Source organism: Micromonospora parva, from assembly GCF_000718515.1.
GTDB lineage: Bacteria > Actinomycetota > Actinomycetes > Mycobacteriales > Micromonosporaceae > Micromonospora > Micromonospora parva.
Genome location: NZ_JNZS01000006.1, coordinates 151,253 through 174,565, shown reverse-complemented (window position 1 = coordinate 174,565; position 23,313 = coordinate 151,253). Strand labels below are relative to the sequence as shown.

Sequence of the window (23,313 nt, the reverse complement as noted above, 5' to 3'; positions counted from 1 at the left end):
TAGACGATATCTGGCATTTCGAAACGTGACTGAAGGGCCGTACGCGGCATGCCGCCCGAGTAACCGTCGCGCCGAGCCCCACCGGAGCCTTGTCGCAATTCGGACAAGACGGTAAAGCCCCTGGTAGAGCACTCTTGGGGCAGGTGGAGGTAGACGGGTGGCGGGCCACATCCCGATCCTCCGGCCCGGTTCGGACAAGATCGTCCGTACCGGTGCCGCCCTCACCCAGCCCGGCCTCGAAGCCGCGACGGTCACGGCACAGCTGCCGCTCCGATCGCGCGTACGACAGGCCGAGGCTGCCACCGACACCCTGCGGGCGCCCGCAGCGGTGCCTCCGCCCACCGGGACAGGGACGTCAGCACCGTCGGCTGTCAGGCAACGCCGTCCGCCGGCCGTGCCGCCGCCCCCGTGCCCCGCCGGCCTTTCGCACCGTGGACCCCGCCGGGGTCCGGCGTCGCTCGACCGCGCGCCGAGCCCTGGCGACCGAGCCAGAAAGGGCCCGACATGGCCGCTCCCACCGCGACCGCAGCCTTGAACGCATCCGTCTTCGCGCCGGGTGACCAGATGCTGCTGACCGTGACCTACTCGGACGCCGACACCAAGCCGCTGACCGTCACCATCGTGGTCACCGACGCGCAGGGCAACAGCAGCGCGCCGGTCAAGGTCACGGCGGTCATCGACCCACTCACCGTGACCGTCTCCGACAACTCCGGGCGTACCTGGACCCGGGTTTCCGACAACGGCTCCGTGGCCGTGTATCGGTCGGTGGCGTGATGCCCCGGGTCACCGTCCAGGTCCGTGACGCCGCCGGCAACACCGCGACGGCCGCCGCCGACTACAGCCTGGGACAACCGGTGCTCGGCGGCTACTACCTCTCCGGGGGCGCCGATCCGACCGCCGACATGGCCGGCGGCAACTTCCGGTCACTCACCCAGTACCGCAGCCTCGCGGACGGCTACATCTTCCCCGGCTACAACCGGCCCTGGCTGGTCAACCTGGGCAAGGCCGGTGTGCAGATGAACATGGTCCTGGAGTTGAAACACTACGGCGCCTCGAACTACGGAACGCAGAGCTTCTCGGTGGACGGCACCAGCTACACCGTGCCGGCACCGACGATGACCATCCAGCAGCGACCCGGCACGACCTGGCCGAGGGCGTACGGGTACGGGCAGGTGATCAAGGGGCAGTGCGACGGGTTGCTGGCCCGCGCGCTGTCGCAGTACCGCACGCTCGGCTTCGGGGTGAACATCCAGCTCGCCTCGGAACTGGACACCGACCACGAGTTCGGCACCACCGAGGACGGCAAGGCGTACAGCTGGGCCGAGTCGGACGCGCGGGCGGTGCAGGCGATGAACTACATCCTCACGTGGTTCAAGGCGCGGACGCTGCCGGCCGGCACGACCTTCTCGGTGGGGCTCGGCGGTTTCGACAGGGCCTGCTTCCAGCGCACCCACCCGGAGTCGCTGATGTCCCGCCTCGACTATCTCCAGTGGAACGCGTACGCCACCAACGCCAGCCACACCGCGCTGGCCCGGTTCCGTCGCACCAAGGACTGGGCGGTGGCCGATCTCGGCCCGGTGGCGCTGTCCCGACCGGTGATCATCGCCGAGTGGGGGGTGCGGGTGGCCGAGATCCCGAACCAGGCCGCCTGGATCGCCACCGTGCCGGCGGCGATCGCCCAGCTCAACGCCGAGCGTGGACCACGGATCGTGCGGACCAACTACTTCAACTCCGGTTGGGGCACCCTGACGCCGAAGGCGCCCGGGTTGACGGCGCTCCGCGAGGCGTACGCCAAACGGCCGTACGTCTGAGCTGACGCCGGCGGTCCGGTCGGCATAGCGCCGGCCGGGCCGACCGGGGAACCCTATGCTCGGATCATGGAACTTCGGATCTTCACCGAGCCCCAGCAGGGCGCCACCTACGACCAGTTGCTCGCCGTCGCCCGGTGCGCCGAGGACGCTGGCTACGGCGCGTTCTTCCGCTCCGACCACTACCTGATGATGGGTGACGTGAGCGGCGAACCCGGCCCCACCGACGCGTGGACCACGCTCGCCGGCCTGGCCCGGGAGACCAGCCGCATCCGGCTCGGCACGTTGATGACCGCCGCCACCTTCCGGCTGCCCGGCCCGCTGGCGATCACCGTCGCGCAGGTCGACCAGATGAGCGGCGGCCGGGTGGAGCTGGGCATCGGCACCGGCTGGTACGCCGAGGAACACAGCGCGTACGGCATGCCGTTCCCGCCGCTCGCCGAGCGGTTCGACCGGCTGGAGGAGCAGCTCGCCGTCATCACCGGGCTCTGGTCCACCCCGGCGGGGGAGCGGTTCGACCATGACGGCCGGTACTACCCGGTCCGCGACTCGCCCGCCCTGCCCAAGCCGGTGCAGCAGCCGCGCCCACCGATCCTGCTCGGCGGGACGGGTCCGAAGCGCACCCCTCGGCTGGCCGCCCGCTACGCCGACGAGTTCAACCTGCCGTTCGCCTCGGTGCCGGACACGGCGGCGCAGTTCGACCGGGTCCGCGCGGCCTGCGCCGAGATCGGCCGGGACCCGGCCGACATGGTCTGGTCCAACGCGCTGGTGCTCTGCTGTGGGCGCGACGACGCCGAGGTGGCCCGCCGCGCCGCGGCCATCGGCCGCGAACCGGACGAGCTGCGGGCCAACGGTCTGGCCGGGACTCCCGCCGAGGTGCTCGACACCATCGGCCGGTACGCGGAGATCGGCAGTGAGCGGCTCTACCTTCAGGTGTTGGACCTCAGCGACCTGGAGCACCTGGAGCTGGTCGCCAGCGAGGTGATGGCGAAGCTCTGAGCCGGGCGGATGGTGGGGAGCGACGCCGCCGGTCAGGCCCGGTGGGCGCCGCTCCCGACCGCGTCCGGGTCGCCCAGCACGGTGTCCAGCCGCCCGTCACGATCACTGTCGACGTAGGTGATGTCCGGGACACCGTCACCGTCCACGTCGATCTGGACGACGTCGGCCACGCCGTCACCGTCGAGGTCGGTGACCACCTCCACCGAGCCGTCCAGGTGACGGGTCACGATCGTCTGGGCGCCGGGGGCGCGCGGTGGCGGACCGGGCGTCGGCACCGGTGTCGGGGCGGGCGCGGGCGCCGGCGTGGGCCGGGGACCGGGTGTGGGGGACGGGTGACTCGGCAACCCGTCGGCCGGCGGTGCGCTGGCCTGCTCGACCCCGGTACCGGTCGGGTCAAGCTCCTCCTCGGAGGGGTAGACGTCACCTCGGGCGGCCGGATCACGGTAGCTGCTCATGGGCGTAGGGTTCCCCGACGATGACGAGAACAACCGTGCCCGATCGTCCGGTGTCCCCGGTGCCCGGTTTGGCGGAAGATGCGGGGACCGACGCCACGGTCATGAACGGGGGTCCGAGCGTGGAACTGCGCCGGAGTCGGGGCGCCCGGGTGCTCGCCCTGGTCTGCGTACTCGGCGGGGTGCTCTTGTTGGTCTATCCCAGCGACGGCGCCCTGCTACGGACGATCATCGCGGTGGGGGCGATCGCGCTCGGCGCGGTGGCGCTGGTCAGCGCGTTGCGCCCGTTCCGTTTCGGGATCCACGCGGACGGGCTCACCATCCGACGGCCCGGCCTGCGCCGGGACATCCGGTGGGCCGACGTCGGCGTGCTGGTCCTCGACGAGCCGCCCCGACGCGACGGTCGTCCCGAACCGCCGCGACTGCTGCTGGTTCCCGCGCCGGGAGTGCCGCTTGAGCCGGTGACCGCCCGTCACCCGATCGACGGCCGACCCGCCATCGAACTGCTCGTTCTCGACCAGGTCCGGGAGCAGCCCGACCAGGTGTCCGCCGCGCTCACCCGCTATGCCGGAGGTCGTTTCGTCGACCTGCTCGCGCTGCGACGCGCCGCCTTCGACACCCCGGATCTCCCGGTCGGCCTGCGCGGGTACCACATGGACCGGGTCGACCGGTTGATCCGACGCGGCCAGGACGCCCTGATGTCCGGGGACGCGGCGACCCGGCAGGCGGCCCGGGGTGAGATCGAACGCGCCAGCGCGGCCGGCCTGCCGATCGCCCAGCGTGGCTACCACACGCTCCAGACGGATACCGTTCTGGACGCCCTCGTCGCCGCGTTGGCCGACCAGCAGAGCACCGATCGGGAGACCGCCACATGACCGCGCAGGCACCGCACGCCGCGTCGAGCACCGACGTTCCGCGCCGCAACTGGGCCGGCAACGTACGGTACGCCGCGAAGGCGTTCCACCGGCCCACCTCCGTCGACGACCTGCGCCGGCTCGTCGCCGGCAGCAGCCGGATCCGGGCGGTGGGCAGCGGGCACTCCTTCAACAGCCTCGGCGACACCGACGGCGACCTCGTCAGCCTCGCCGGGCTGCCCCCGGTCGTCGAGGTGGACCACGAGCGCGGGCAGGTCACCGTGAGCGCCGCGATGCGCTACGGCGACCTCGCCCGACAGCTGCACACCCAGGGGTACGCGCTGGCGAACCTCGCCTCGCTGCCGCACATCTCGGTGGCCGGCGCGGTGGCCACCGCCACCCACGGGTCCGGTCAGAGCCATGGCAACCTGGCCAGCGCCGTCGCCGGTCTGGAGCTGGTCACCGCCGACGGCGACCTGCTGCGGGTCGACCGCGACACCGACAGGTTCGCCGGCATGGTGGTCGGGCTCGGCGCGCTCGGTCTGGTCACCCGGGTCACGCTGGACGTGGTGCCAACCTTCGCGCTGCGCCAGTACGTACGCCTCGACCTCGACCGAGCGGCGCTCGACGAGGCGCTCGGCTCGGCGTACAGCGTGAGTGTCTTCACCGACTTCCGGACGCCCCGACTGCGCGAGGTGTGGCGCAAACAGTTGGCGGACCAGCCGCCACCCCCGGCGGACTGGCTCGGCACCACAGCGGCCGACCAGCCCCGGCACCCGGTGCTCGGGATGCCGCCGGAGAACTGCACCCCGCAGCTCGGCGAGGCGGGCCCGTGGCACGAGCGGCTGCCGCACTTCAAGCTCGGCTTCACCCCCAGCAGCGGCGACGAACTGCAGTCCGAGTACCACGTCGCACGGGCGGTGGCGGCTGACGCGCTCGCCGCGCTGGACGACGTGGCGGAGCTGATCGCCCCGGTGCTGCTGGTATCCGAGCTGCGCACCGTGGCGGCCGACGAGCTGTGGCTCAGCCCGAACTACCGGCGGGACAGCTTCGTGCTGCACTTCACCTGGGTCGACGACACCAGGGCGGTGCTGCCGGTGGTGGCCGCCGTGGAGGAGCGCCTGGCGCCCTTCGCGCCCCGCCCGCACTGGGGCAAGGTCTTCGTCACCGATCCGGCCGAGCTGGCCGCCCGCTACCCACGCCACCCCGATTTCGCCACCCTCCTGACCGACCTGGACCCCAAGGCCAAGTTCCACACCGAGGCCCTGGCCCACTACTTCCCCCGCTGACCTCGGTTGATCATGGGGTTAGCGATACCGATGTCGGCGTGTCGTGCCCGCTAACCTCATGATCACCGAGAGCTGGCGAGGGTGCTGCGTTGGACGGCTCGGCTGATGTCGCTGGGGGAGATGATGCCGGTCAGGCGGCCGTCTTCGGTTATCACCAGGGCTCGGCCGTCGGCGCACTCGGTGAGGCGGGGGAGCAGGTCGTTGAGCTGTTCACCGGGCTTCGCCAGCACCAACTGGTCGGCGCGGCAGGCCACCTCGGCCAGCGTGGTCGACGCCCGCCGCTCCGGCGGTACGCCCCGCACCCGGTCGACGGTGACCAGGCCGGTCGGCCGGCCGTCCTCGGTCAGCGGCAGCGCCGAATGCCGGTACGCGAACAGGTAGTGGTCGACGAAGTCCGCGACAGTCATCTCCGCCGAGGCGGTCTGCGGCTGCGGGGTCATCACATCGCCCACCCGGATCCCGCGCAGCGCGGTGCCGGTGCGGGCCTGCCGTTCCTCCATCCCGGCCGCGCCGATCAGGAACCAGCCGATCAGCGCCAGCCACAGCCCGCCGAACCCGACCCCGGACAGGAACTGCCACAGCCCCAGGCCGATCAGCAGCACCCCCAGCACCCAGCCGGCCCGGGCGGCGACCACCGACGCCCGGGTTCGGTCACCGGTGGCCTTCCAGACCGCCGCGCGCAGCAACCGTCCACCGTCCAGTGGCGCGGCCGGCAGCACGTTGAAGATGGCCAGCAGCACGTTGATTCCCGCCAGCCAGGCCACCGCCCCGAACAGCAGCCCGGTCTGCCCGGCCAGTGCGAGCACCGCCGCGATGGCACCGAAGAACGCCCCGATCAGCAGACTGACCAGCGGGCCGACGCCCGCGATCCGTAACTCCGCGCCCGGGTCACGCGGTTCGCCCCGCAACTCGGCGACGCCGCCGAACAGCCACAGCGTGATGCCGTCGACAGTCAGCCCGTTGCGCTTGGCCACCACCGCGTGCGACACCTCGTGGGCGAGCAGGCCGACGAAGAAGACCACCGCCGCGGCCAGCCCGGCCAGCGTGTACGCCACCGGCGAGTGATCGGGGTACGAGCGGGGGAACTGGTTCGCTGCCAACCCCCACGCGATCAGCGCGAAGATGACCAGCACGCTCCAGTTGACGCCGACCGGCACTCCCGCGACCCGGCCAAGCCGGAAACTGGCCCTCATCCGAGCGGGGTACCCCGCCAGGCCGTGGGCATGCGAGGGCACTTCGCCTGATCGGTCAGCGGCGGGGGGCTTCGCTGGCGATGGTGGCCTCCCGGGGCAGGGCCGCCGCCCGCAGCGCCCAGTCCAGCGCGTAGTCGGCGATCTTCTCCCAGCCGTCCTGCCCGACGGTGAAGTGCGAGCGGCCGGCGAACTGCTCGTACGCGGTGAGCGCCCGCGACTTCTGGTAGAGCCCCGCGTTGGCGCGGACCACCGACGCCGGCACCACGTGGTCGACCTCGCCGGCCATCAGCAGCAGCGGCGCCCGGTCGTTACGCCCGACGTCGACCCGGGCTGGCGAGCGCGGGTCGAGGTTGGCGAACGCGCCCTCGAAGTAAACCCGCCCGGCACCGGGGACGGCGTAGCGTTGCCAGGCCCGGTCGGAGTCCTCCCGGCTCATGGCGTTGCCGAAGGTGTAGGCGAAGTCGTCCGGGGTGAACGGGACGGCCTTGTTCCGGTTGGCGGGGCTGCGCAGGATCGGGAAGCCCGAGCGCAGCTGACTCAGCGGCACCTTGAGCACGCCCTTCACCTGCGCGGGGTGCACGCCGACCGCCGCGGCGCCGAGGCCCCGGTCGACGAGGATCTGGGTGAACAGGCCGCCGAACGAGTGCCCCATGATGATCGGTGGTCGCGGCAGCGCCCGGATGATCTTGTCGTAGTGCGCGACGATCGTGGCGATGCTCTGCTCGGCGATCGGGCTGGGATCGTCCCGCAACTGCTCCACCGACCGGTCCATGCCGGGCCAGGCGGGGGCGATGACCTGCATGCCACGCTCGGTGTACCGCTGCGCCCACCCCTCCCAGCTGCGCGGCGTCATCCAGAGCCCGTGGATCAGCACGACCGTGTCGACCTGGCCCTGCGGCGTGGCACCCATCTCGTCCCCCCGGTGTCGCGGCATCCGGGGCAGCGGTTACCCGCTGCCGTGCCGGGAATTCCTCCGCCGGTTGCTCGCCTCGGCGGGTCGCGTTCGGGAGGCGGACGTGGCAGTGAGCGTGATGACACAGGGGCATCGTGATGACTCAGGGGCATCACGCTCGTCGCGGTGTTTGCTCGCACGGAGGTCACTCTCCGTGGCGTCCGGCCCCTGACAAATGTCACGGCCGGGAGGTGACGACCGCTCCGGGCACCGGGGTACGCCCCGCCGGAGTATCAGTGCCATGACCAGTACGCATCCGGCTGTCGAGTTGGACGGCCTCAGCAAGAGCTTCGGCGCGGTCACCGCTGTCGACGGGTTGAGCCTGCGGGTGCAGCCCGGCGAGGTGGTGGCGTTCCTCGGCCCGAACGGGGCGGGCAAGACCACCACCATCGACATGCTGCTCGGGCTGTCCCGCCCGGACGCCGGCACCGTCCGCGTCCTCGGCGGCACCCCGGACGACGCGGTGGCCCGGGGGCGGGTCGCCGCCGTCCTGCAGACCGGCGGGCTGCTCAAGGACCTCACGGTGGGCGAGACGGTGCGGATGACCGCCCACTTCTACCGGCACACCCGCCCGGCGGTGGAGGTGTTGGAGCGGGCCGGTATCACCGACATCGCCGACCGGGTGGTCGGGCGCTGCTCGGGTGGTCAGCAGCAGCGACTGCGCTTCGCGTTGGCCCTGCTGCCCGACCCGGACCTGATGGTGCTCGACGAGCCGACCACCGGGATGGACGTCGAGGGTCGGCGGGACTTCTGGCAGGCCCTGCGCCGTGACGCCCGACGTGGACGGACCGTCATCTTCGCCACCCACTACCTGGACGAGGCGGACGCGTACGCCGACCGGATCGTGCTGGTCCGGCAGGGGCGCATCGTCGCCGACGGCACCACCGCCGAGATCAAGAACCTGGCCGCCGGTCGTACCGTGCGGGCCACCCTGCCCGGCGCGGACCAGGCCGCGCTCGCCGCACTGCCCGGCGTGGACGCCGTGGAGGTGCGCGGCGACAGCGTGCTGGTGCGGACCGGCGACTCGGACGCGGTCGCCCGGCACCTGCTGACCCGGACCGCCGCCCGGGACGTCGAGATCACCTCCCGCAACCTCGAGGACGCCTTCCTCGCCCTGACCACCACGCAGACCGGAGCCTGAGATGACCACCTCCACCTCCACGCGCGCCGCTGTCACGACGCCGGACCGTCGGCTGCCCGCACTGGGCGGGTTCGCCCCGGGTGCCCTGGGTATCGAGCTGCGCCGGGTGCTGCGCAACCGCCGCACCCTCGCCTTCACGCTGATCATGCCGGGCGTCTTCTTCCTCATCTTCGGTCTGCCGCAGGGCGGGCAGTCACTGGACAACGGCCGCCCGGTGACGGCGTACGTCATGATCAGCCTGGCCGTGTACGCGGCCATGGTGGCGACCACCAGCGTCGGTGGTGCGGTGGCCACCGAACGGGCGCTGGGCTGGAGCCGACAGTTGCGCCTCACCCCGCTGCGTCCGGCGGCGTACGTGGCGACCAAGCTGATCACCGCGATGAGCCTGGGCCTGCTCGCGGTCGTCATCGAGTTCCTGGTGGGCGCCGTGGCGGGCGTTCGCGTCCCGGCGTACGTCTGGCTGCTGTCCGGGCTCGCCGCCTGGGTCGGCTCGCTGGTCTTCGCCGCGTTCGGTCTGTTCATCGGGTACCTGGCGCCGGCCGAGAACGTCATGCAGATCATCGGCCCGGTGCTGGCGGTGCTGGCCATGTTCGGCGGGCTGTTCGTCCCGGTCGAGGTGCTGCCGGACGTGCTCCAGCAGGTCGCGACGTTCACCCCGGTGTACGGCATGGGTGTGCTGGCTCGCGCCCCCCTCACCGGCGACGGGGTGAGCATGGCGGCGGTGGTCAACCTCGTCGTCTGGGCACTGGTCTTCGGCGTCGGCGCGGCCCGGCTGTTCCGCCGGGACACCGCGCGGGTCTGACCGGCCGGGCCGATAGCGTGATCCCGATGGACCTCTCGACGGGGCAGCCCTGGCCGGTGAGCCGCCACTGGCGGTACACCGGCTGGCTGCTGGCCGCCGTCTGGTTGTTCTTCCTCAACGTGCCGCTCGCCACCGCGCTGCACCAACCGGAGCCGTGGCGGCGGATCCTCGGTGTGTCGACCCTGGTCGCCTTCAGCGTCGGTTACGTGCTGCTGTTCCAGTGGGCCCGCAAGCTGCGCCAGTCCCTGCGGCCGATCCCGGCGGGCCGGGCGCGGGCCGGGCTGGCGTTGCTGCTCGCTGTGGGCCTGGCCAGCCTCCCGGGCACCGGCGGGGACTGGCTGGCCACTCTGGTCTACGTGGCCGCGGCGGCGGTCTTCCTGCTGCCGCAGTGGGAGGCGTTGGCCGTCGTGGCGCTCTGCGCGGTGACCCCCGTGCTGGCGTCCTGGCTGGTGCCGGGGTGGGAGGCGGAGCACGGCATCGTCTTCGCGGTGCTGCTCGCCTCGTTCGCCATGTTCGGGGTGTCCCAGTTGGCCCAGCGCAACAGCGAACTGCGGGCCGCCCAGCAGGAGATCGGTCGGCTCGCGGTCGCCGAGGAGCGGGCCCGCACCGCCCGCGACCTGCACGACATTCTTGGGCACTCGCTGACCGTGGTGGCGATCAAGGCCGAGTTGGCCGGGCGGCTGCTCGATGTCGACCGGGAGCGGGCCGCCGCCGAGATCGCCGAGGTGGAGGCGTTGGCTCGGGCCGCGTTGGCCGACGTACGGCAGACGGTCGGGGCGTACCGCGAGGTCAGTCTCGCCGCCGAGGTGGCGGGCGCCCGCTCGGCGCTGGCCGCGGCGGGCATCGCGGCGGACGTGCCGACCGAGGTGCCGGACCTGCCGCGGGAGTGGGACCGGTTGTTCGGCTGGGCGGTACGGGAAGGGGTGACCAACGTGGTCCGGCACAGTGGGGCGCGGTGCTGCGTGATCCGGGTGCACCCGGATCGGGTCGAGATCAGTGACGACGGCCGTGGTCCGTCCACTCCCGACGCGAGCGGGCACGGGCTGGTCGGCCTGCGGGAGCGGGCGCGTCGGCTGGACGCGGTGGTGACCGTCGGTCGCCGGCCGACGGGCGACGGTTTTCTGCTGCGGGTGCACACCCCGGAGGAGGCCCGGTGAGCGGCGGTTCGACGCCGATCCGGCTGTTGCTCGCCGACGACCAGGCGCTGGTCCGGGGTGCGCTGGCCGCCCTGCTCTCGCTGGAGGAGGACCTGACAGTGGTCGCCGAGGTCGGTCGGGGCGACGAGGTGGTGCCCGAGGCGCGACGCAGCGCCCCGGACGTCGCCCTGCTGGACGTGGAGATGCCCGGCCTGGACGGGATCGCCGCCACCTCGGCGTTGCGGGTGGCGCTGCCGACCTGCCGGGTGCTGGTGGTGACCACCTTCGGTCGACCCGGCTACCTGCGTCGGGCGATGGAGGCCGGTGCGAGCGGGTTCGTGGTCAAGGACACCCCGGCCCGGCAGCTCGCCGACGCGGTCCGTCGGGTGCACGCGGGCCTGCGGGTGGTCGACCCGACGCTGGCCGCGGAGACCCTGGCCACCGGCGCGAGCCCACTGACCGAGCGGGAGACCGAGGTGCTGCGGACCGCTCGGGGCGGCGGCACCGTCGCCGACCTGGCCCGGGCTCTGCACCTGTCCGAGGGGACGGTCCGCAACCACCTGTCGGCGGCGATCGGCAAGACCGGTGCCCGCAACCGGGCCGACGCGATCCGGGTCGCCGAGCGGAACGGCTGGCTGCTCGGCGAGTGACCGGCTGTGCCGGCGCTCAGGCGGTCGGCGGCGGAGCGGCCAGTTGGTCGACCACCACCACGCTGCTGCCGGGGCGGACCTCGGCGAGCAGCTCCCGCTGCCCGGAGCGGGTCAGCCGGATGCAGCCGTTCGTGGTGTTCTCGCCCAGCTCGTCGTCGTTGTGCCAGGTGTGCACGCCGATGTGCGCGCCGCGCAGCCCGTCCGGCACCGACTCCGGATCGTCCGGCACCGAACCGAGGGCGTAGATGTCCACCCCGCCGTAGACCGACTCCGGCGGTGGGGTGCGGCCCAGGATGAAGGTCCGCCCGAGTGGAGTCTCCTGGCCGGACTGGCCGAGGCTGACCTCCCAGGAACGCACCGCCTTGCCGGCCCGGTACCAGGTGAGCCGGTGCGCCTTGCGTTCGACGACGATCTGGTCGCGCAGCGGCACCGTCTCGAAGCCGCCGGGTGGCAGCCAGGCGAGCCGCCGGTTGGCCGAGGGCAGCAGGACGGCGGTCCAGCCGGCCCGCCGCTGGGCGATCGGCATGGTCAGCTCCACACCGCGGATCGCCGGTTCGAGAAAGGCGCGCGGACGACCACCGGGGGCGTCGTACGCGGCGATCCGTCTGGTCGGGTGCGCGCCGTCGGTCAGCGGCGTGACGTCCATGGTGGCCGGATCGGTGGGGAACCCGCCGGGTGCGGGGTCGTAGTCGACCACCGGCAGCCCGTCCGGGGCGGGCGCGGCCGGGGGGACCGACTCGTCCGGGCTCTGCTCCACACTGCTCGGGGTCGGGTCGGCCACCACCACGCTGCTGTCGTCGGGGGCCGTCGAGCTGGGGGTGAGGGCCTGGCCGACCAGCAGCGCGGTCACCAGCAGCGCGGGTACGCCGATGGCGGCGGTCACCCAGACGCCGCGACGGCGGGACGGAGTCTTTCGGTCAAACGACACGAAATCACTCTATGGTGGCGATTGCGCCGGGGCCCCCGGTTCGGCGAAATCCGCCGCCCGGAGGCCCCGACCGAATCAGATTCGTGCGCCGATGTGGATGGCCACGGCGTCGTGCGCGGGCACGTTGGCCGCGAACCAGCCGTTACCGTCCACCGTGATCACTGGTCCGCTGCACGTGCCGCCCGCGTACGTGCCGTGGATGACGTCGCAGTACCGGCCGGCGGGCAACCCCGTGTAGTACGAGCGACCGTTCACCGCGGCGTCCTCGTCGTTGACGGTGATGAAGCCCTTGCCACTGCGGCTGAACGCGATGTGGTTGTTGCCGTTGTCGTACCAGTTGGCCACCCCGGCGCCCTCGGTGGCGTTGCGGAAGCCGACCATGTTGGCGATCACCGGCCAACGGTGCTCGCACTCCCAGCCGGAGTAGCAGGTGGTGTTGAGTGTCTTGTTGGCCCCGTCCGACGGCGGGCCGGCGTCGCGGCTGCTGAAGGTGTAGCTGGACATGACGGTGGGGGAGCCGTACGGCCAGGCCAGCATGAAGGCGTTCGCCAGGGCGTAGATCCCGCGGTCCTTGTAGGTCAACACTCCGCCGGAGTCGCGCTGGGTGTCGTGGTTGTCGACGAACACCGACGCCGGGCCGGTGGGCAGGTGCCCCCAGCCCTCGCCGAAGTTGCGCAGGTACGCCAACCGCTCGGAGCGGAACACCCGGGCCAGGTCCTTGCCGTAGCGGAACTCGTGCACGTCACCGTTGCCGGTGTACTCGGTCGGCTGGACCGGCTCGCCGGCACCGTAGATGACCTCCTGCACGATGTACGCGGAGCGGGACAGCTTGCCCCTGATCGCGGCGATGTCGGCGGCCGGCATGTGCTTGCTGGCGTCCATCCGGAAGCCGTCGACGCCGAGGGAGAGCAGGTCGTTGAGGTACGAGGCGATCTTCGTGCGGACGTAGTCCGACTCGGTCTTCAGGTCCGAGAGGTTGACCAGCTCGCAGTTCTGCACCTCGTACCGGTCGTTGTAGTTGGCGATGTCGTCGCCGCCGTTGCGCCCGCAGTGGTGGAAGTCCTGGGTCTGGTAGATGCCCGGGTAGTCGTAGTGCGAGTAGGACGAGCCGGCCCAGCCGGTGCCGCCGTTGTCCTGACCGGACATGTGGTTGACCACCGCGTCGACGATCACCTTGACCCCGGCCGCGTGGCAGGTGTTCACCATCGACTGGAACTGGGCCCGGGTGCCCTTGCGGGACTCGATCCGGTAGCTGACCGGCTGGTACGCCAGCCACCACTGGTTGCCCCGCACGTGCTCCTGCGGGGGTGAGACCTGCACGTAGCCGTAGCCCTTCGGGCCGAGGGTGTTCTGGCACTCGTTGGCCACCGAGGGCCAGTTCCACTCGAAGAGCTGGACGATGACCTTCTTGCCGCCGGACGGGGCGGCGACGGCCGGGGGTGCCGTCACTGTGGTGGGGACGAGCAGGCTGGCGATCAGGCCGAGGGCGAGGAGCGCCGAGCCGCGTCGACGTCGGTGCATGGGGACTCCTGACGGGAGCGGGAGCGGGGGTGGTGGTGCGGTGGGGGAACGCCCGGTTGCCGGAATCTTGCAACTCGGGCTGAAATTTGCTGAAAGGTTACAAGCGTGTTGCACGGAGTGTCAATGCATGCACGTTCGTCACTGTCCGATCTGGTGGGTGGGAGCGGGGTGCAACGCACGGCCGTGCCCCTCGGTTCGATCTCGGCCCAGAAATTTTTCGCGGCGGGTGATCCGCGCGCCCCGCCGGTCCGTACTGGATGGGGGAGCAGGGGTCGGCCGGTGGTACGCCGCCGCGAGACGATCGAGGAGCAGATGGCCCGGGCACAGCAGGACAAGAAGGCGACGATCCGGACCACCGCCAGCAGTCGGGGGGTGCGCACCCCGTCCCGGTCGGCGAGCGCCTTGCTGATCGCTTCGGTGCTCGCCGCGCTCTGGGCGGCGATCATGCTGACCGGCACCGGTCAGACGGCGTACGCGTACGGCTTCTTCTTCACCGAGTTCTTCGCCGGGGTGGTCTCCCTGGTGTCGTTGAGTCTCACCGTCATGCTCGGTCTGCTCGCCACCGACCGGCTGGTGCTGCGTATCCCGCACCGGGTGCTGATGCAGTCGGCGCACCGGGCCACCGGTGTGCTGGGGGTGGCCGGGCTCGGCTTCCACGTCCTCACCAAGATCGGCACGGGGCGGGCGGCGGCGACCGACGCGCTGGTGCCGTTCGTCGGCGGCGGGGGTTTCTACGTCGGGCTCGGCACCGTCGCCGCGCTGCTGATGGTCAGCGTGATCTGGACCGGCATCATCCGCGCCCGCTTCGCGGGCGTCGGTCCGAGGTGGCTCTGGCGCGCGCTGCACTCGACCGCGTACCTGGCCTGGCCCTTCGCCATCCTGCACGGCCTCAACGCCGGTCGGGCCGCAGCGCCCTGGGTGATGTTCAGCTACCTGGGCTGCGTCTTGCTGGTGGTGCTGGCCCTGCTGGTGCGGTTCTCGGTCACCATCGGTCGGCGCAGCCGCGAGCAGCACCAGGCAGCGGTGCGCAACGCGGTGATGGTCGGCCGGGCTGAAGAGGCGAAGACCGCCCGATCGCTGCTGGCCGGGTTGGGTCGGCGCCCGAAGGCCACCGACAAGCGTCCCGCCTGGGCGGACACCGCCACCGCCACCTGGACCGCCCCGCCCGCCCGCCGCGACCCGGAACGGTTCACCGTCCCGGTGGTGCCCGAGCCCGGCTCGCTCGTCGAACCGACCCGGCCCAGCCGACGCCGACGGGAGGAGGAGCCGGCGGCCTACCGCGACACCGAACGGTCCTCGCGCGGCCGGCGCGCCGAGGAGGAGCCGACGACCCGCCGGTCGACCCGCCGCAGCGTGGACGAGACCGACATCCGTCGACGCGACGAGGAGGAGGCCGAGCCGGTGACCCGGCGGCGCGCCTCGCGTACCCGCGACGAGGTGGCACCGGCCGGCCGGCGGCGCGTCGACGAGCCGGCCGCCGAGCGGTCCCGTCGCCGGTCCCGCAGCGAGGACGACGGCAGCCGCTACTCGGCGCCGCCGCGGCCGACCCTCGACGAGGCCGAGGAGCCGTGGGACAGTCCACGCCGGTGGCAGGCCGACGAGCCCATCTCCGCCGGCCCGGTCTCCGTCGAGCCGATCTCGGCCGGCCCGATCTCCAGCAGCCCGATCTCGTCGGCGCCGCGCAGCGGCAGCGGCCGGCACAGCGCCGAGGACGACCTGCCCGAGGAGCCGGACTACTGGCGTCCGCCGGCCCGGTACGTGCCGGACGAGGTGCCCGTCGACGACACCCCCACCCTTGTCGACCTGGCGTCACGGCGGGCCAAGCGGGCAGCCGGCGAGGGCCGGTCCAAGCGGCGCAAGGCCAGCGCCGACGCGGTGGACGGGGCGTACTGGGCCGGGCTGCGGGGTGAGGCGAAATGATGCGCACCGCCGTGCCACCGGTCGCCTGTGTGGGCGAGCCCCGGCTCACCGCCGGCTTCGCCGAGTACGGCCGACTCGACCTGATCGCGCACGAGGAGGTGCACGGACCGATCGGCCCGATGGAGCCGGCGCAACTGCTCCGGCTCGCCGAGGGCATGCAACTCAAGGGCAAGGGCGGGGCAGGGTTCCCGTTCGCCCGCAAACTGCGCGCGGTGCTGGAGTCCTGCGAGCGGCAGGACCTCGCCGCCGTGGTGGTGGTCAACGCCACCGAGGGGGAGCCGGCCAGCTGGAAGGACAAGGTGCTGCTGACCCGCGCCCCGCACCTGATCCTGGACGGCGCGGCGCTGGCCGCGTACGCCCTGGACGCCGACGAGATCGTGATCGGCGTGGCAGACGACGGGGTCGGCCGGGACTCGCTGATGGACGCCCTCGACGAGCGCCGGATGCCGGTGCAGACAACGATCGTCACAGTGCCGCACCGGTTCATCTCCGGCGAGGGCGGCGCACTTGTCAACGGGATCAACGGGCTGCCGCACATCCCGCCGGGCACCAAGAAGCGCTCCAGCGACTCCGGGGTCAGCGGCCTGCCCACCCTGCTGTCCAACGCCGAGACGTACGCCCAGCTCGCCGTCGGCGCCCGACTGGGCCCGTACGAGTACGCGGCGCTCGGTACCGACGACGAGCCGGGCACCGTGCTGCTCACCGTGACCGGGGCGGCCGGCCGACCGGCCGTTGTGGAGTGCACCGCCGGCATGCCGCTGCGCGACGTCCTCGACCTGTGCGAGGTGCCGGACGTCCAGGGCATCCTGATGGGCGGCTACCACGGCAAGTGGATCACCCCGGAGGCGGCGGAGAAGGCCGAGGTCTCCCGCAAGGGCCTGGCGGCGGTCGGCGGCACGCTCGGCGCGGGCATCATCGTCCCGCTCGGTGTCGACACCTGCCCGCTCGGGGAGGCCGCCCAGGTGGTGCGTTACCTGGCCGGTGAGTCCGCCGGGCAGTGCGGACCGTGCAAGATGGGCCTGCCGGACCTGGCCCGCGCGGTGGACCTGGCCGTCGCCGGCAGCCAACCGGCCGACGTGGTGCGGGCCGCGGCCGGCGAGGTGAAGGGCCGGGGCGCGTGCAGCCACCCCGACGGCACCGCCCGGTTCGCGCTCTCCGCGATCGAGGTCTTCGCCGAGGACCTGCGACTGCACAGCACCGGCGACGGCTGCGGCCGGCGGGTCACGGGCGTGATGGGGCTGCCGGGCGCACCCGACGCGAACCCGCAGAAGCTCACCCTGGACTGGTCGCGCTGTGACGGGCACGGCCTGTGCGCGCACGTCGTCCCGGACTTCATCCGCCTCGACGCGAACGGATATCCCGCCTTCCCGGCCACCCCCGTGCCGACCTGGCTGCGGGAGGGGGCGCTGAAGGCGGTCAAGGTCTGCCCCGAGTTGGCCCTCCGACTCGCCAAGGCCGAGTAGGTAGGCCTCAGGTCCAGCAAGGGTCCCTTCCGGACCGGAGACGGAGGAACGGATGCGGATCAGCAGGAGGTGGACGGCGGCCGGGCAGCTGAGCCGCTGGGCAGCGGCCGGGCAGCTGAGCCGCTGGGCAGCGGCCGGACAGCTACGCCGTGGTGCCACCGCTGGGGCACTCGTGGTGGCCCTGCTCGGCGTCGCCGCCTGCACCGGCACCGCGCCGGGCGGACCCACCGCCGCCGGATCGGCCCCGCCCGGTGCCGCGCCGACCGCGACACCGCCCTCGCCGACCGCCTCGCCCACCGGCGGACCGCAGGCCGCTCCGGTGCAGGTCCCGGACGTGCTGCGCTTCACCGGGACGACCCTCGGCGGGGCCGCGTTCGACGCGGCGCAGCTCGCCGGCAGACCGGTGGTGCTGTGGTTCTGGGCGCCGTGGTGCGCCACCTGCGCCAGTCAGGCCTGGACGGTGGCCGAGATCGCCCCGAAGTACCGGGACACCGTGCCGATCGTCGGCGTGGCCGGGCTGGGTGAACGGAAAGCCATGAAGGAGTTCGTCACCGAGTTCGAGCTCGACGGCACACCGCAGATCGAGGACAGCAAGGGAGTGCTCTGGAAGCGGTTCAAGGTGACCGAGCAGAGCATCTTCGTGGTCATCGACCGCAGCGGCACGGTCGTCCACCAGGGATTCCTGGACGGTGAGGCGCTCACCGCCAGGGTCGCCGCACTGGCCGGGGCGTGACCGGCACACTGCTGCTCGCGCTGACCGCCGGCATGCTCGGCGCGGTCAACCCGTGCGGCTTCGCGTTGCTGCCCGCGTACCTCTCGCTGTTGGTCGCCGGGACGTCGGACACTCGCGGCGCGGTCGGCCGCGCGCTCACCGCGGCGGCCGGGCTGACAGTGGGGTACGTGCTGGTCTTCGGCGCGTTCGGCCTGGCGCTCGCGCCGCTGGCCGGCTGGTTGCGGCCCCGGCTGCCGTGGCTGACAGTGACGCTCGGCGTGCTGCTGGTGGTGGTCGGCTGCTGGTTGCTCGCCGGTCGGCGGCTGCCGACCCCCGGCTGGTCCGCCCGGGCGCCCCGGCTGACCCGGTCCTGGCCGTCGATGGCGCTGTTCGGCGCGGCGTACGCGCTGGCGTCGCTCGGCTGCGCCATCGCGCCGTTCCTGGCCATCGTGGTGACCAGCCTCCAGACCGGCTCGACCGGTCAGGGGTTGGCGCTGTTCGGCGCGTACGCCCTCGGGATGGGTCTGGTGGTCGCTGTCGCCGCGCTCGGGGTGGCGCTGCTGCGCGACGGCCTGGTGGCCCGGCTGCGCGTCGCCGGGGCGTTGGTGCCCCGCCTCAGCGGCCTGGTGCTGCTGCTCGCCGGCGGTTACGTCGCCTGGTACGGCTGGTACGAGCTACGGCTGGCCGCCGGTCGCCGCGACGCGCTGCACGACCCGGTCATCCGGGTGGCCGCCCAGGTCCAGCGAGCCCTGGCCGACGCCCTCGACCGGATCGGCCCGGCGGTGTTGCTGGCCGCCCTGGCCGCCCTGCTCCTGGCCGCGCTCGTGGCGAAGCGCGCCCACCGCCCTCGTCGTCCCTGAGGCGACGGCGTCGGTCTTGACATCCGGAAACGATCACCGGAGGCTGTCTGACAACGTTGTCACACCGAAGGACCACCATGCGCATATCCGAACTCGAGTTGAGCCGGCGGCGGTTGCTCATCCTTGGCAGCGCCATCGGCGCTGGACTCGCCATCGCCCGACCCGCCGCCGCCCAGGCCGCGCCATCCGCCACCTGGTCACCGGCCGCGACCGTCGGCCCGGTTGCCAACACCTACCACGCGCTGCTGCTCGCCCACACCCGATGGGCCGAGGAGCAGTGGGATCCGGCGATCAACGCGTACCGCCTCGCGGACTTCAGGTTCGCGGTCGTCCTCGGTAACGCGGTCCTGCTCACCTCGCCCGGGTACGACGCGGCAGCGGCAGGCGTCGACCGGGACACGCTGCACGCCCGTACCGTCGCCACCATCCGCCGCTTCGCGGCCACCAACCGGCTCACCGGCGGCACCGAGTGGGGCCGACAGCTGTTCTGGGACAGCACCTTCGAGCTGTACTTCGTCCTGGCCGCCCGACTGCTCTGGTCCGACCTGGACGAGGTGACCCGCACCAACGTCGACCGCATCGCCCGCGGGCAGGCCGCGTACGCCCACTCCCTCGGCACCGGTAACGACCCGCTCAGTGGCGGTTGGACGCCGAACGGCCTCACCGGTGGCTGGATCGGGGACACCAAGCTCGAGGAGATGGGGGTCTACGCCCAGGCGATCGCGCCCGGTCTGGCCTGGGCGCCGGACGACCCCGCAGCCGCGGCGTGGCGCGAGCGGTTCTCGATGTGGACGCTCAACGCGACCGGACTACCGGCAGCCGACCGTGCCAACCCCGCCGTCGTCGACGGGCGGGCGGTCGCGGACTGGAACACCGCTCACAACATCCACGACACGTTCCTGGTCGAGAACCACGGCTCCTTCGGCCCGCACTACCAGGAGGAACTGTGGCGCACCGCGGGTCGTACCGCGGCGCACTTCCTGGCCGCCGGCCAACCGCTCCCCGAGGCACTCACCAGGCAGCCCAGCGGTGCCGAGCTGTGGCGGACCATGCGGCTGCTGGCCAGCGACGCCGGCGAACCCTTCATGCCGATGGTCGCGGACCGCTACCACCTGTACGGCCGTGACGTCCTGCCGCTCGCCTTCCTCGCGCAGGTCCAGGGCGACCGGCACGCCGCCCGGGCCGAGGCGGACCTCGCCGACCGGCTCATGCCCTACCTGAACTACCCGCCCGAGAATCGGCTCACCAAGTTCAGCGGCGAGCCGAAGTACGAGCCCGAGGCCCGGGCCGAGGTCGCCATCAGCTATCTCTTCCATGCCTGGCGGGCAGCCAACGGCGGCGTGGTCCAGCCGGTCGCCAGCACCGCGTTCTTCGCGGCGGCGGCGGGCACCAGGGACTTCGGGGAGCAGGCCGGGCTGACCGCCCACCAGAGCGCGACCGCCTTCGCCGCGGCGGTCAGCAAGACCGGATTCGTCTCGTTCCAGTGGGCCCCCGCCCACGACAACTGGTTGTTCGACACCCGGGCCGCCTCGCTGCTGCCGAGGCAGTCCGCGCCGGTCCTCGGCCGCGCCTCCGCCGCGTACACAGTGGCCCGGGACGGTGTCGACGCCACGGCGACCGTTCTCCGCGTCGCCGGCGGCACCGCCGGATACGTCACGCTGCCCACCGGAACGGTCGTGTACGCCACCACCGGCATCGGTGCCGACGAGGGCGCGCTCACCCTGTTCAACCTGGACATGCCCGGCGTACCCGGGCTCACCGGCACCCGTACCTTCACCGGCGAACAGGGGTCCGTCACCCTGGCCGGACAATCGGGCGTCGGCGACGGCGGAACCGACCAGATCAGCTTCGCGCCTCGTCCAGCCCGGTACGTGCGGATGCTCGGCCGATCCCCCGTCAACCAGTACGGCTACTCGCTGTTCGCCTTCGCCGTGCTCGACGCCGGCGGGGTCGACCGCGCCATCGGGCGGCCCACCACGGCCTCGTCCGCCGACCCCGCCTACCCCGCTGCGCGCGCGACCGACGGCAACCCCGGCACCCGCTGGGCGGTCGCCCGCGAGGAACGCGCCCGCGCGGACAGTTGGCTCGCCGTCGACCTCGGTGAGCCCATCGACATCAGCGGCGTACGCCTGGACTGGGAGGCCGCGTACGGCACCCGCTACGTCATCCAGACCTCACTCGACGGCACCGACTGGAGCGACGCGGCGGTGGTGCCGGACAGCCCGACCATCACCGGCTCCTGGCTCGACGTCGACGGACGAGCGGGTCTGGTGGTCCACAACGCCCAGAATCCGATCACCGTGACCGCCACCACCGTCACCCTGTCCAGCGGGCCGGCCACCGGCAGCACCCGGCTGATCATCGAGGGGTACGCGGGCGCGGACAGGTCGGCCCTGGCCGCTGCGGCGTCGCGAACAATGCCCAGCGGCGGTCCGGAGGCGTTGCGGGTGAGTGACGCCGACGGATACCTCAGCCTGTTCAACCTGTCCGACGACGACATCACGGCGGCCGTCACGCTTGCGCAGCGCGCCACGCTGCGGCTGTACCACGGAAGCCAGGTCACCGGATCGGGGACCAGCACCTACCAGGTCGACCTCGCCGCATTTACCGCACGCGTCGAGCCGCCCCGGTTCACCGCGACCGCGGCACAGCCGGGGAAGGCGATCCCCGCCGGTACCCGGTTCGACGTCACCGACTCGCACCACCTCCGAATCACCGCGCCCGCCGGGCACATCGTGAAGGTGCAGGTGGAGTCCGCGGCCGGCGGCGCCCGACAGCGAGTGACGGTTCCCGCCGGACACCGCAAGGACGTCGCGTTCGCGGGTGGGACGGTGACGCCGACACGTGACCTGGCCCGGTCCCGGACGACCTACCCGACGTCACCGCTCCCGGCCGGCATGACCGACCCGTCGGCCGCCGTCGACGGCGACCCGGGGACCGCCTGGCAACCCGGCCCGAACGGCCGACTGGTGATCGACCTCGGATCGCTCCGGGATCTGGCATCGGTCCGCCTGACCTGGACCCCCGGTCGGCGGCGGCCGATCACCGTGGCCACCTCGGCCGACGGACTCGGCTACGTGACGGTCGCCTCGGTCCCGAAGCCGAAACCCGAGACCACGGTCACGACCAGGTCCTCCGGACGGTACGTGGCGATCGCGGTCGCCGACTGGCAGCCCGGTGACGCCCGGCTGACCCACGCGGAGGTGTTCGGTGCCTGAACCGGCGGGATCGACCACGGTCTGACACCCGTGGCCCGAAACGACGACGGCGGGGCTGGTGCGGATCGCACCAGCCCCGCCGCCGACTGATTCAGCGCAGGGGGGTCAGCCGGTCGGTGCCCAGGCGCTCCTGGAGGACCTTCGGGACCAGGACGCTGCCGTCGGCCTGCTGGTACTGCTCCAGGATGGCCGGGAAGAGCCGGCTCGTCGCCAGCGCCGAGCCGTTGAGGGTGTGCACGAAGCGGGTCTGCTTGCCGCCCGGCTCGCGGTAGCGGATGGCCGCCCGACGAGCCTGGTAGTCGCCGGCCCAGGACACCGACGACACCTCCTTGTACTTGCCGGTGCTCGGCATCCACACCTCGATGTCGAGCGTCTTCTTCATCGAGGCGCTGGCGTCACCGGCCGAGAGCAGCGTGCGCTGGTAGTGCAGACCCAGCCCCTCGACCAGGCTCTCGGCGTGGGCGAGCATCTCCTCCAACGCCGCGTCGGCCTGCTCCGGCAGGGTGAACTGGAAGATCTCCACCTTGTTGAACTGGTGCCCCCGCACCGTGCCGCGCTCGTCCGAGTGCGAACCGGCCGACTCCCGCCGGTAACACGGGGTGTACGCGAACGCCTTCAGCGGCAGCTTCGGGGTCTCCAGGATCTCGTCCTGGTACGCGCCGAGGATCGCCGTCTCCGACGTGGGCAGCAGGAACTGGCCGCGCGGGGCGGACGCCGCATCCAGGTGGTAGACGTCGTCGTAGAACTTGGGGAACTGCCCGGCGGCGAAGCCGGCCGAATCCAGCAGCAGGTGCGGCGGGAGCAGGAACTCGTAACCGGCCTTGATGTGCTGGTCGACGAAGTAGTTGAGCAGCGCCCACTCCAGCCGGGCGCCGATGCCCGTGTAGATCCAGAAACCGGACCCGCCGAGCTTGACGCCGCGCTCGTAGTCGACCAGGCCCAACGCCCGGCTCAGCTCCACGTGGTCGCGGACCTTCTCGATCACCGGAGGCTCACCGAAGGTCTTCACCACCCGGTTGGCTTCCTTGCCGCCGGCCACCACGTCGTCGCTGGGCAGGTTGGGCAGCTCGCTCATCGCGTCGCGCAGCCGGGCCTGCACCTCGTCGAGCTGGGACTCCAGCTCGGCGAGCTGCCGACGCTCCGCCTCCGGCGCGGCGACCTGCGGCTCCTCGCCGGCCCGCTTCGCCTGCGCGTACGCCCGGGCCTCGGCCTTGCGGCGCTGCCGCTCGGCGTCGATCTCCGTGATCAGGGCGCGGCGTTCCTGGTCGAGCCGCTGGATCTCGTCCAGGGCACGGGTGACCTCGGCGGGATCCAGACGCTTCGCCAGCGCGGTCGCCACCGCCTCGCGATCCTTCCGGATCAACTCCATGTCGAGCATGCTGCTCCGTACGCCTCCGTCCGGGGTCACAGGTGAA

20 protein-coding genes are annotated in these 23,313 nt (G+C 72.3%); 14 read left to right on the top strand and 6 right to left on the bottom strand.

Annotated features, from left to right (window positions below; translation table 11 throughout):
- Positions 1-504 precede the first annotated feature (504 nt).
- From IF22_RS0109125 to IF22_RS0109115, 3 genes are all read left to right on the top strand, one after another.
- Positions 505-774: a hypothetical protein gene (locus IF22_RS0109125; RefSeq protein ID WP_030330347.1), complete on the top strand. Its 270-nt coding sequence runs from the start codon at positions 505-507 to the stop codon at positions 772-774.
- Positions 774-1,811 carry a hypothetical protein gene (locus tag IF22_RS0109120; protein ID WP_030330346.1) on the top strand — a complete coding sequence of 346 codons (1,038 nt, stop codon included), beginning with the start codon at positions 774-776 and terminating at the stop codon, positions 1,809-1,811. Before IF22_RS0109125 ends, IF22_RS0109120 begins: the two co-directional genes overlap by 1 nt.
- Before the next feature lie 66 nt (positions 1,812-1,877).
- Positions 1,878-2,807, top strand: coding sequence for an LLM class F420-dependent oxidoreductase (locus tag IF22_RS0109115; protein ID WP_030330345.1), 930 nt, complete (start codon positions 1,878-1,880; stop codon positions 2,805-2,807).
- Positions 2,808-2,839: 32 nt separating this feature from the next.
- Here IF22_RS0109115 and IF22_RS0109110 read toward each other — a convergent pair whose 3' ends face one another.
- A complete protein-coding gene (locus IF22_RS0109110) occupies positions 2,840-3,262 on the bottom strand; it encodes a hypothetical protein (RefSeq protein ID WP_030330344.1) in 423 nt (140 codons plus the stop codon).
- Between the two features lie 119 nt (positions 3,263-3,381).
- Here IF22_RS0109110 and IF22_RS0109105 point away from each other — a divergent pair, with 119 nt between their 5' ends.
- Together IF22_RS0109105 and IF22_RS0109100 are read left to right on the top strand one after the other, a co-directional pair.
- Positions 3,382-4,134 (top strand): hypothetical protein, encoded by a 753-nt coding sequence (locus IF22_RS0109105; protein WP_030330343.1) that lies wholly within the window; start codon positions 3,382-3,384, stop codon positions 4,132-4,134.
- On the top strand, positions 4,131-5,402 hold the full coding sequence (locus tag IF22_RS0109100) for an FAD-binding protein (RefSeq protein ID WP_030330342.1): 1,272 nt from the start codon (positions 4,131-4,133) through the stop codon (positions 5,400-5,402). The genes IF22_RS0109105 and IF22_RS0109100 overlap by 4 nt, the downstream gene beginning before the upstream one ends.
- Positions 5,403-5,464: 62 nt before the next feature.
- Here IF22_RS0109100 and IF22_RS0109095 read toward each other — a convergent pair whose 3' ends face one another.
- Both IF22_RS0109095 and IF22_RS0109090 read right to left on the bottom strand, forming a co-directional pair.
- Entirely contained in the window at positions 5,465-6,595 is a 1,131-nt protein-coding gene (locus IF22_RS0109095; protein WP_030330341.1) for a site-2 protease family protein, read from the bottom strand.
- Positions 6,596-6,650: 55 nt separating this feature from the next.
- Positions 6,651-7,505 (bottom strand): alpha/beta hydrolase, encoded by an 855-nt coding sequence (locus tag IF22_RS0109090; protein ID WP_030330340.1) that lies wholly within the window; start codon positions 7,503-7,505, stop codon positions 6,651-6,653.
- Positions 7,506-7,788: 283 nt separating this feature from the next.
- Here IF22_RS0109090 and IF22_RS0109085 point away from each other — a divergent pair, with 283 nt between their 5' ends.
- From IF22_RS0109085 to IF22_RS0109070, 4 genes are read left to right on the top strand one after another with little or no spacing between them, the layout of a single operon-like run.
- Positions 7,789-8,688, top strand: coding sequence for an ABC transporter ATP-binding protein (locus tag IF22_RS0109085; RefSeq protein ID WP_030330339.1), 900 nt, complete (start codon positions 7,789-7,791; stop codon positions 8,686-8,688).
- A gap of 1 nt (position 8,689) precedes the next feature.
- Positions 8,690-9,490: an ABC transporter permease gene (locus IF22_RS0109080; RefSeq protein WP_030330338.1), complete on the top strand. Its 801-nt coding sequence runs from the start codon at positions 8,690-8,692 to the stop codon at positions 9,488-9,490.
- Between the two features lie 26 nt (positions 9,491-9,516).
- Positions 9,517-10,647 (top strand): sensor histidine kinase, encoded by a 1,131-nt coding sequence (locus IF22_RS0109075; RefSeq protein WP_036411094.1) that lies wholly within the window; start codon positions 9,517-9,519, stop codon positions 10,645-10,647.
- Positions 10,644-11,276 carry a response regulator transcription factor gene (locus IF22_RS0109070; protein ID WP_030330336.1) on the top strand — a complete coding sequence of 211 codons (633 nt, stop codon included), beginning with the start codon at positions 10,644-10,646 and terminating at the stop codon, positions 11,274-11,276. Before IF22_RS0109075 ends, IF22_RS0109070 begins: the two co-directional genes overlap by 4 nt.
- Positions 11,277-11,292: 16 nt before the next feature.
- Here IF22_RS0109070 and IF22_RS0109065 read toward each other — a convergent pair whose 3' ends face one another.
- Together IF22_RS0109065 and IF22_RS0109060 are read right to left on the bottom strand one after the other, a co-directional pair.
- Positions 11,293-12,204, bottom strand: a complete 912-nt coding sequence (locus tag IF22_RS0109065; RefSeq protein ID WP_030330335.1) for a L,D-transpeptidase family protein — start codon at positions 12,202-12,204, stop codon at positions 11,293-11,295.
- Positions 12,205-12,279: 75 nt separating this feature from the next.
- A complete protein-coding gene (locus tag IF22_RS0109060; RefSeq protein WP_030330334.1) occupies positions 12,280-13,725 on the bottom strand; it encodes an alpha-amylase in 1,446 nt (481 codons plus the stop codon).
- 279 nt (positions 13,726-14,004) lie between these two features.
- Here IF22_RS0109060 and IF22_RS36135 point away from each other — a divergent pair, with 279 nt between their 5' ends.
- From IF22_RS36135 to IF22_RS0109035, 5 genes are all read left to right on the top strand, one after another.
- Positions 14,005-15,645 carry a hypothetical protein gene (locus IF22_RS36135; protein WP_280940599.1) on the top strand — a complete coding sequence of 547 codons (1,641 nt, stop codon included), beginning with the start codon at positions 14,005-14,007 and terminating at the stop codon, positions 15,643-15,645.
- Positions 15,642-17,108, top strand: coding sequence for an NADH-quinone oxidoreductase subunit NuoF family protein (locus tag IF22_RS0109050; RefSeq protein ID WP_030330330.1), 1,467 nt, complete (start codon positions 15,642-15,644; stop codon positions 17,106-17,108). The genes IF22_RS36135 and IF22_RS0109050 overlap by 4 nt, the downstream gene beginning before the upstream one ends.
- Positions 17,109-17,160: 52 nt before the next feature.
- Positions 17,161-17,841, top strand: coding sequence for a TlpA family protein disulfide reductase (locus tag IF22_RS0109045; RefSeq protein WP_081883760.1), 681 nt, complete (start codon positions 17,161-17,163; stop codon positions 17,839-17,841).
- Entirely contained in the window at positions 17,838-18,680 is an 843-nt protein-coding gene (locus IF22_RS0109040; protein WP_030330326.1) for a cytochrome c biogenesis CcdA family protein, read from the top strand. Before IF22_RS0109045 ends, IF22_RS0109040 begins: the two co-directional genes overlap by 4 nt.
- A gap of 77 nt (positions 18,681-18,757) precedes the next feature.
- Positions 18,758-21,898, top strand: coding sequence for a discoidin domain-containing protein (locus IF22_RS0109035; RefSeq protein ID WP_030330324.1), 3,141 nt, complete (start codon positions 18,758-18,760; stop codon positions 21,896-21,898).
- Between the two features lie 91 nt (positions 21,899-21,989).
- Here IF22_RS0109035 and serS read toward each other — a convergent pair whose 3' ends face one another.
- Positions 21,990-23,276, bottom strand: a complete 1,287-nt coding sequence (gene serS / locus IF22_RS0109030; RefSeq protein WP_030330322.1) for a serine--tRNA ligase — start codon at positions 23,274-23,276, stop codon at positions 21,990-21,992.
- Between the last annotated feature and the right edge of the window lie 37 nt (positions 23,277-23,313).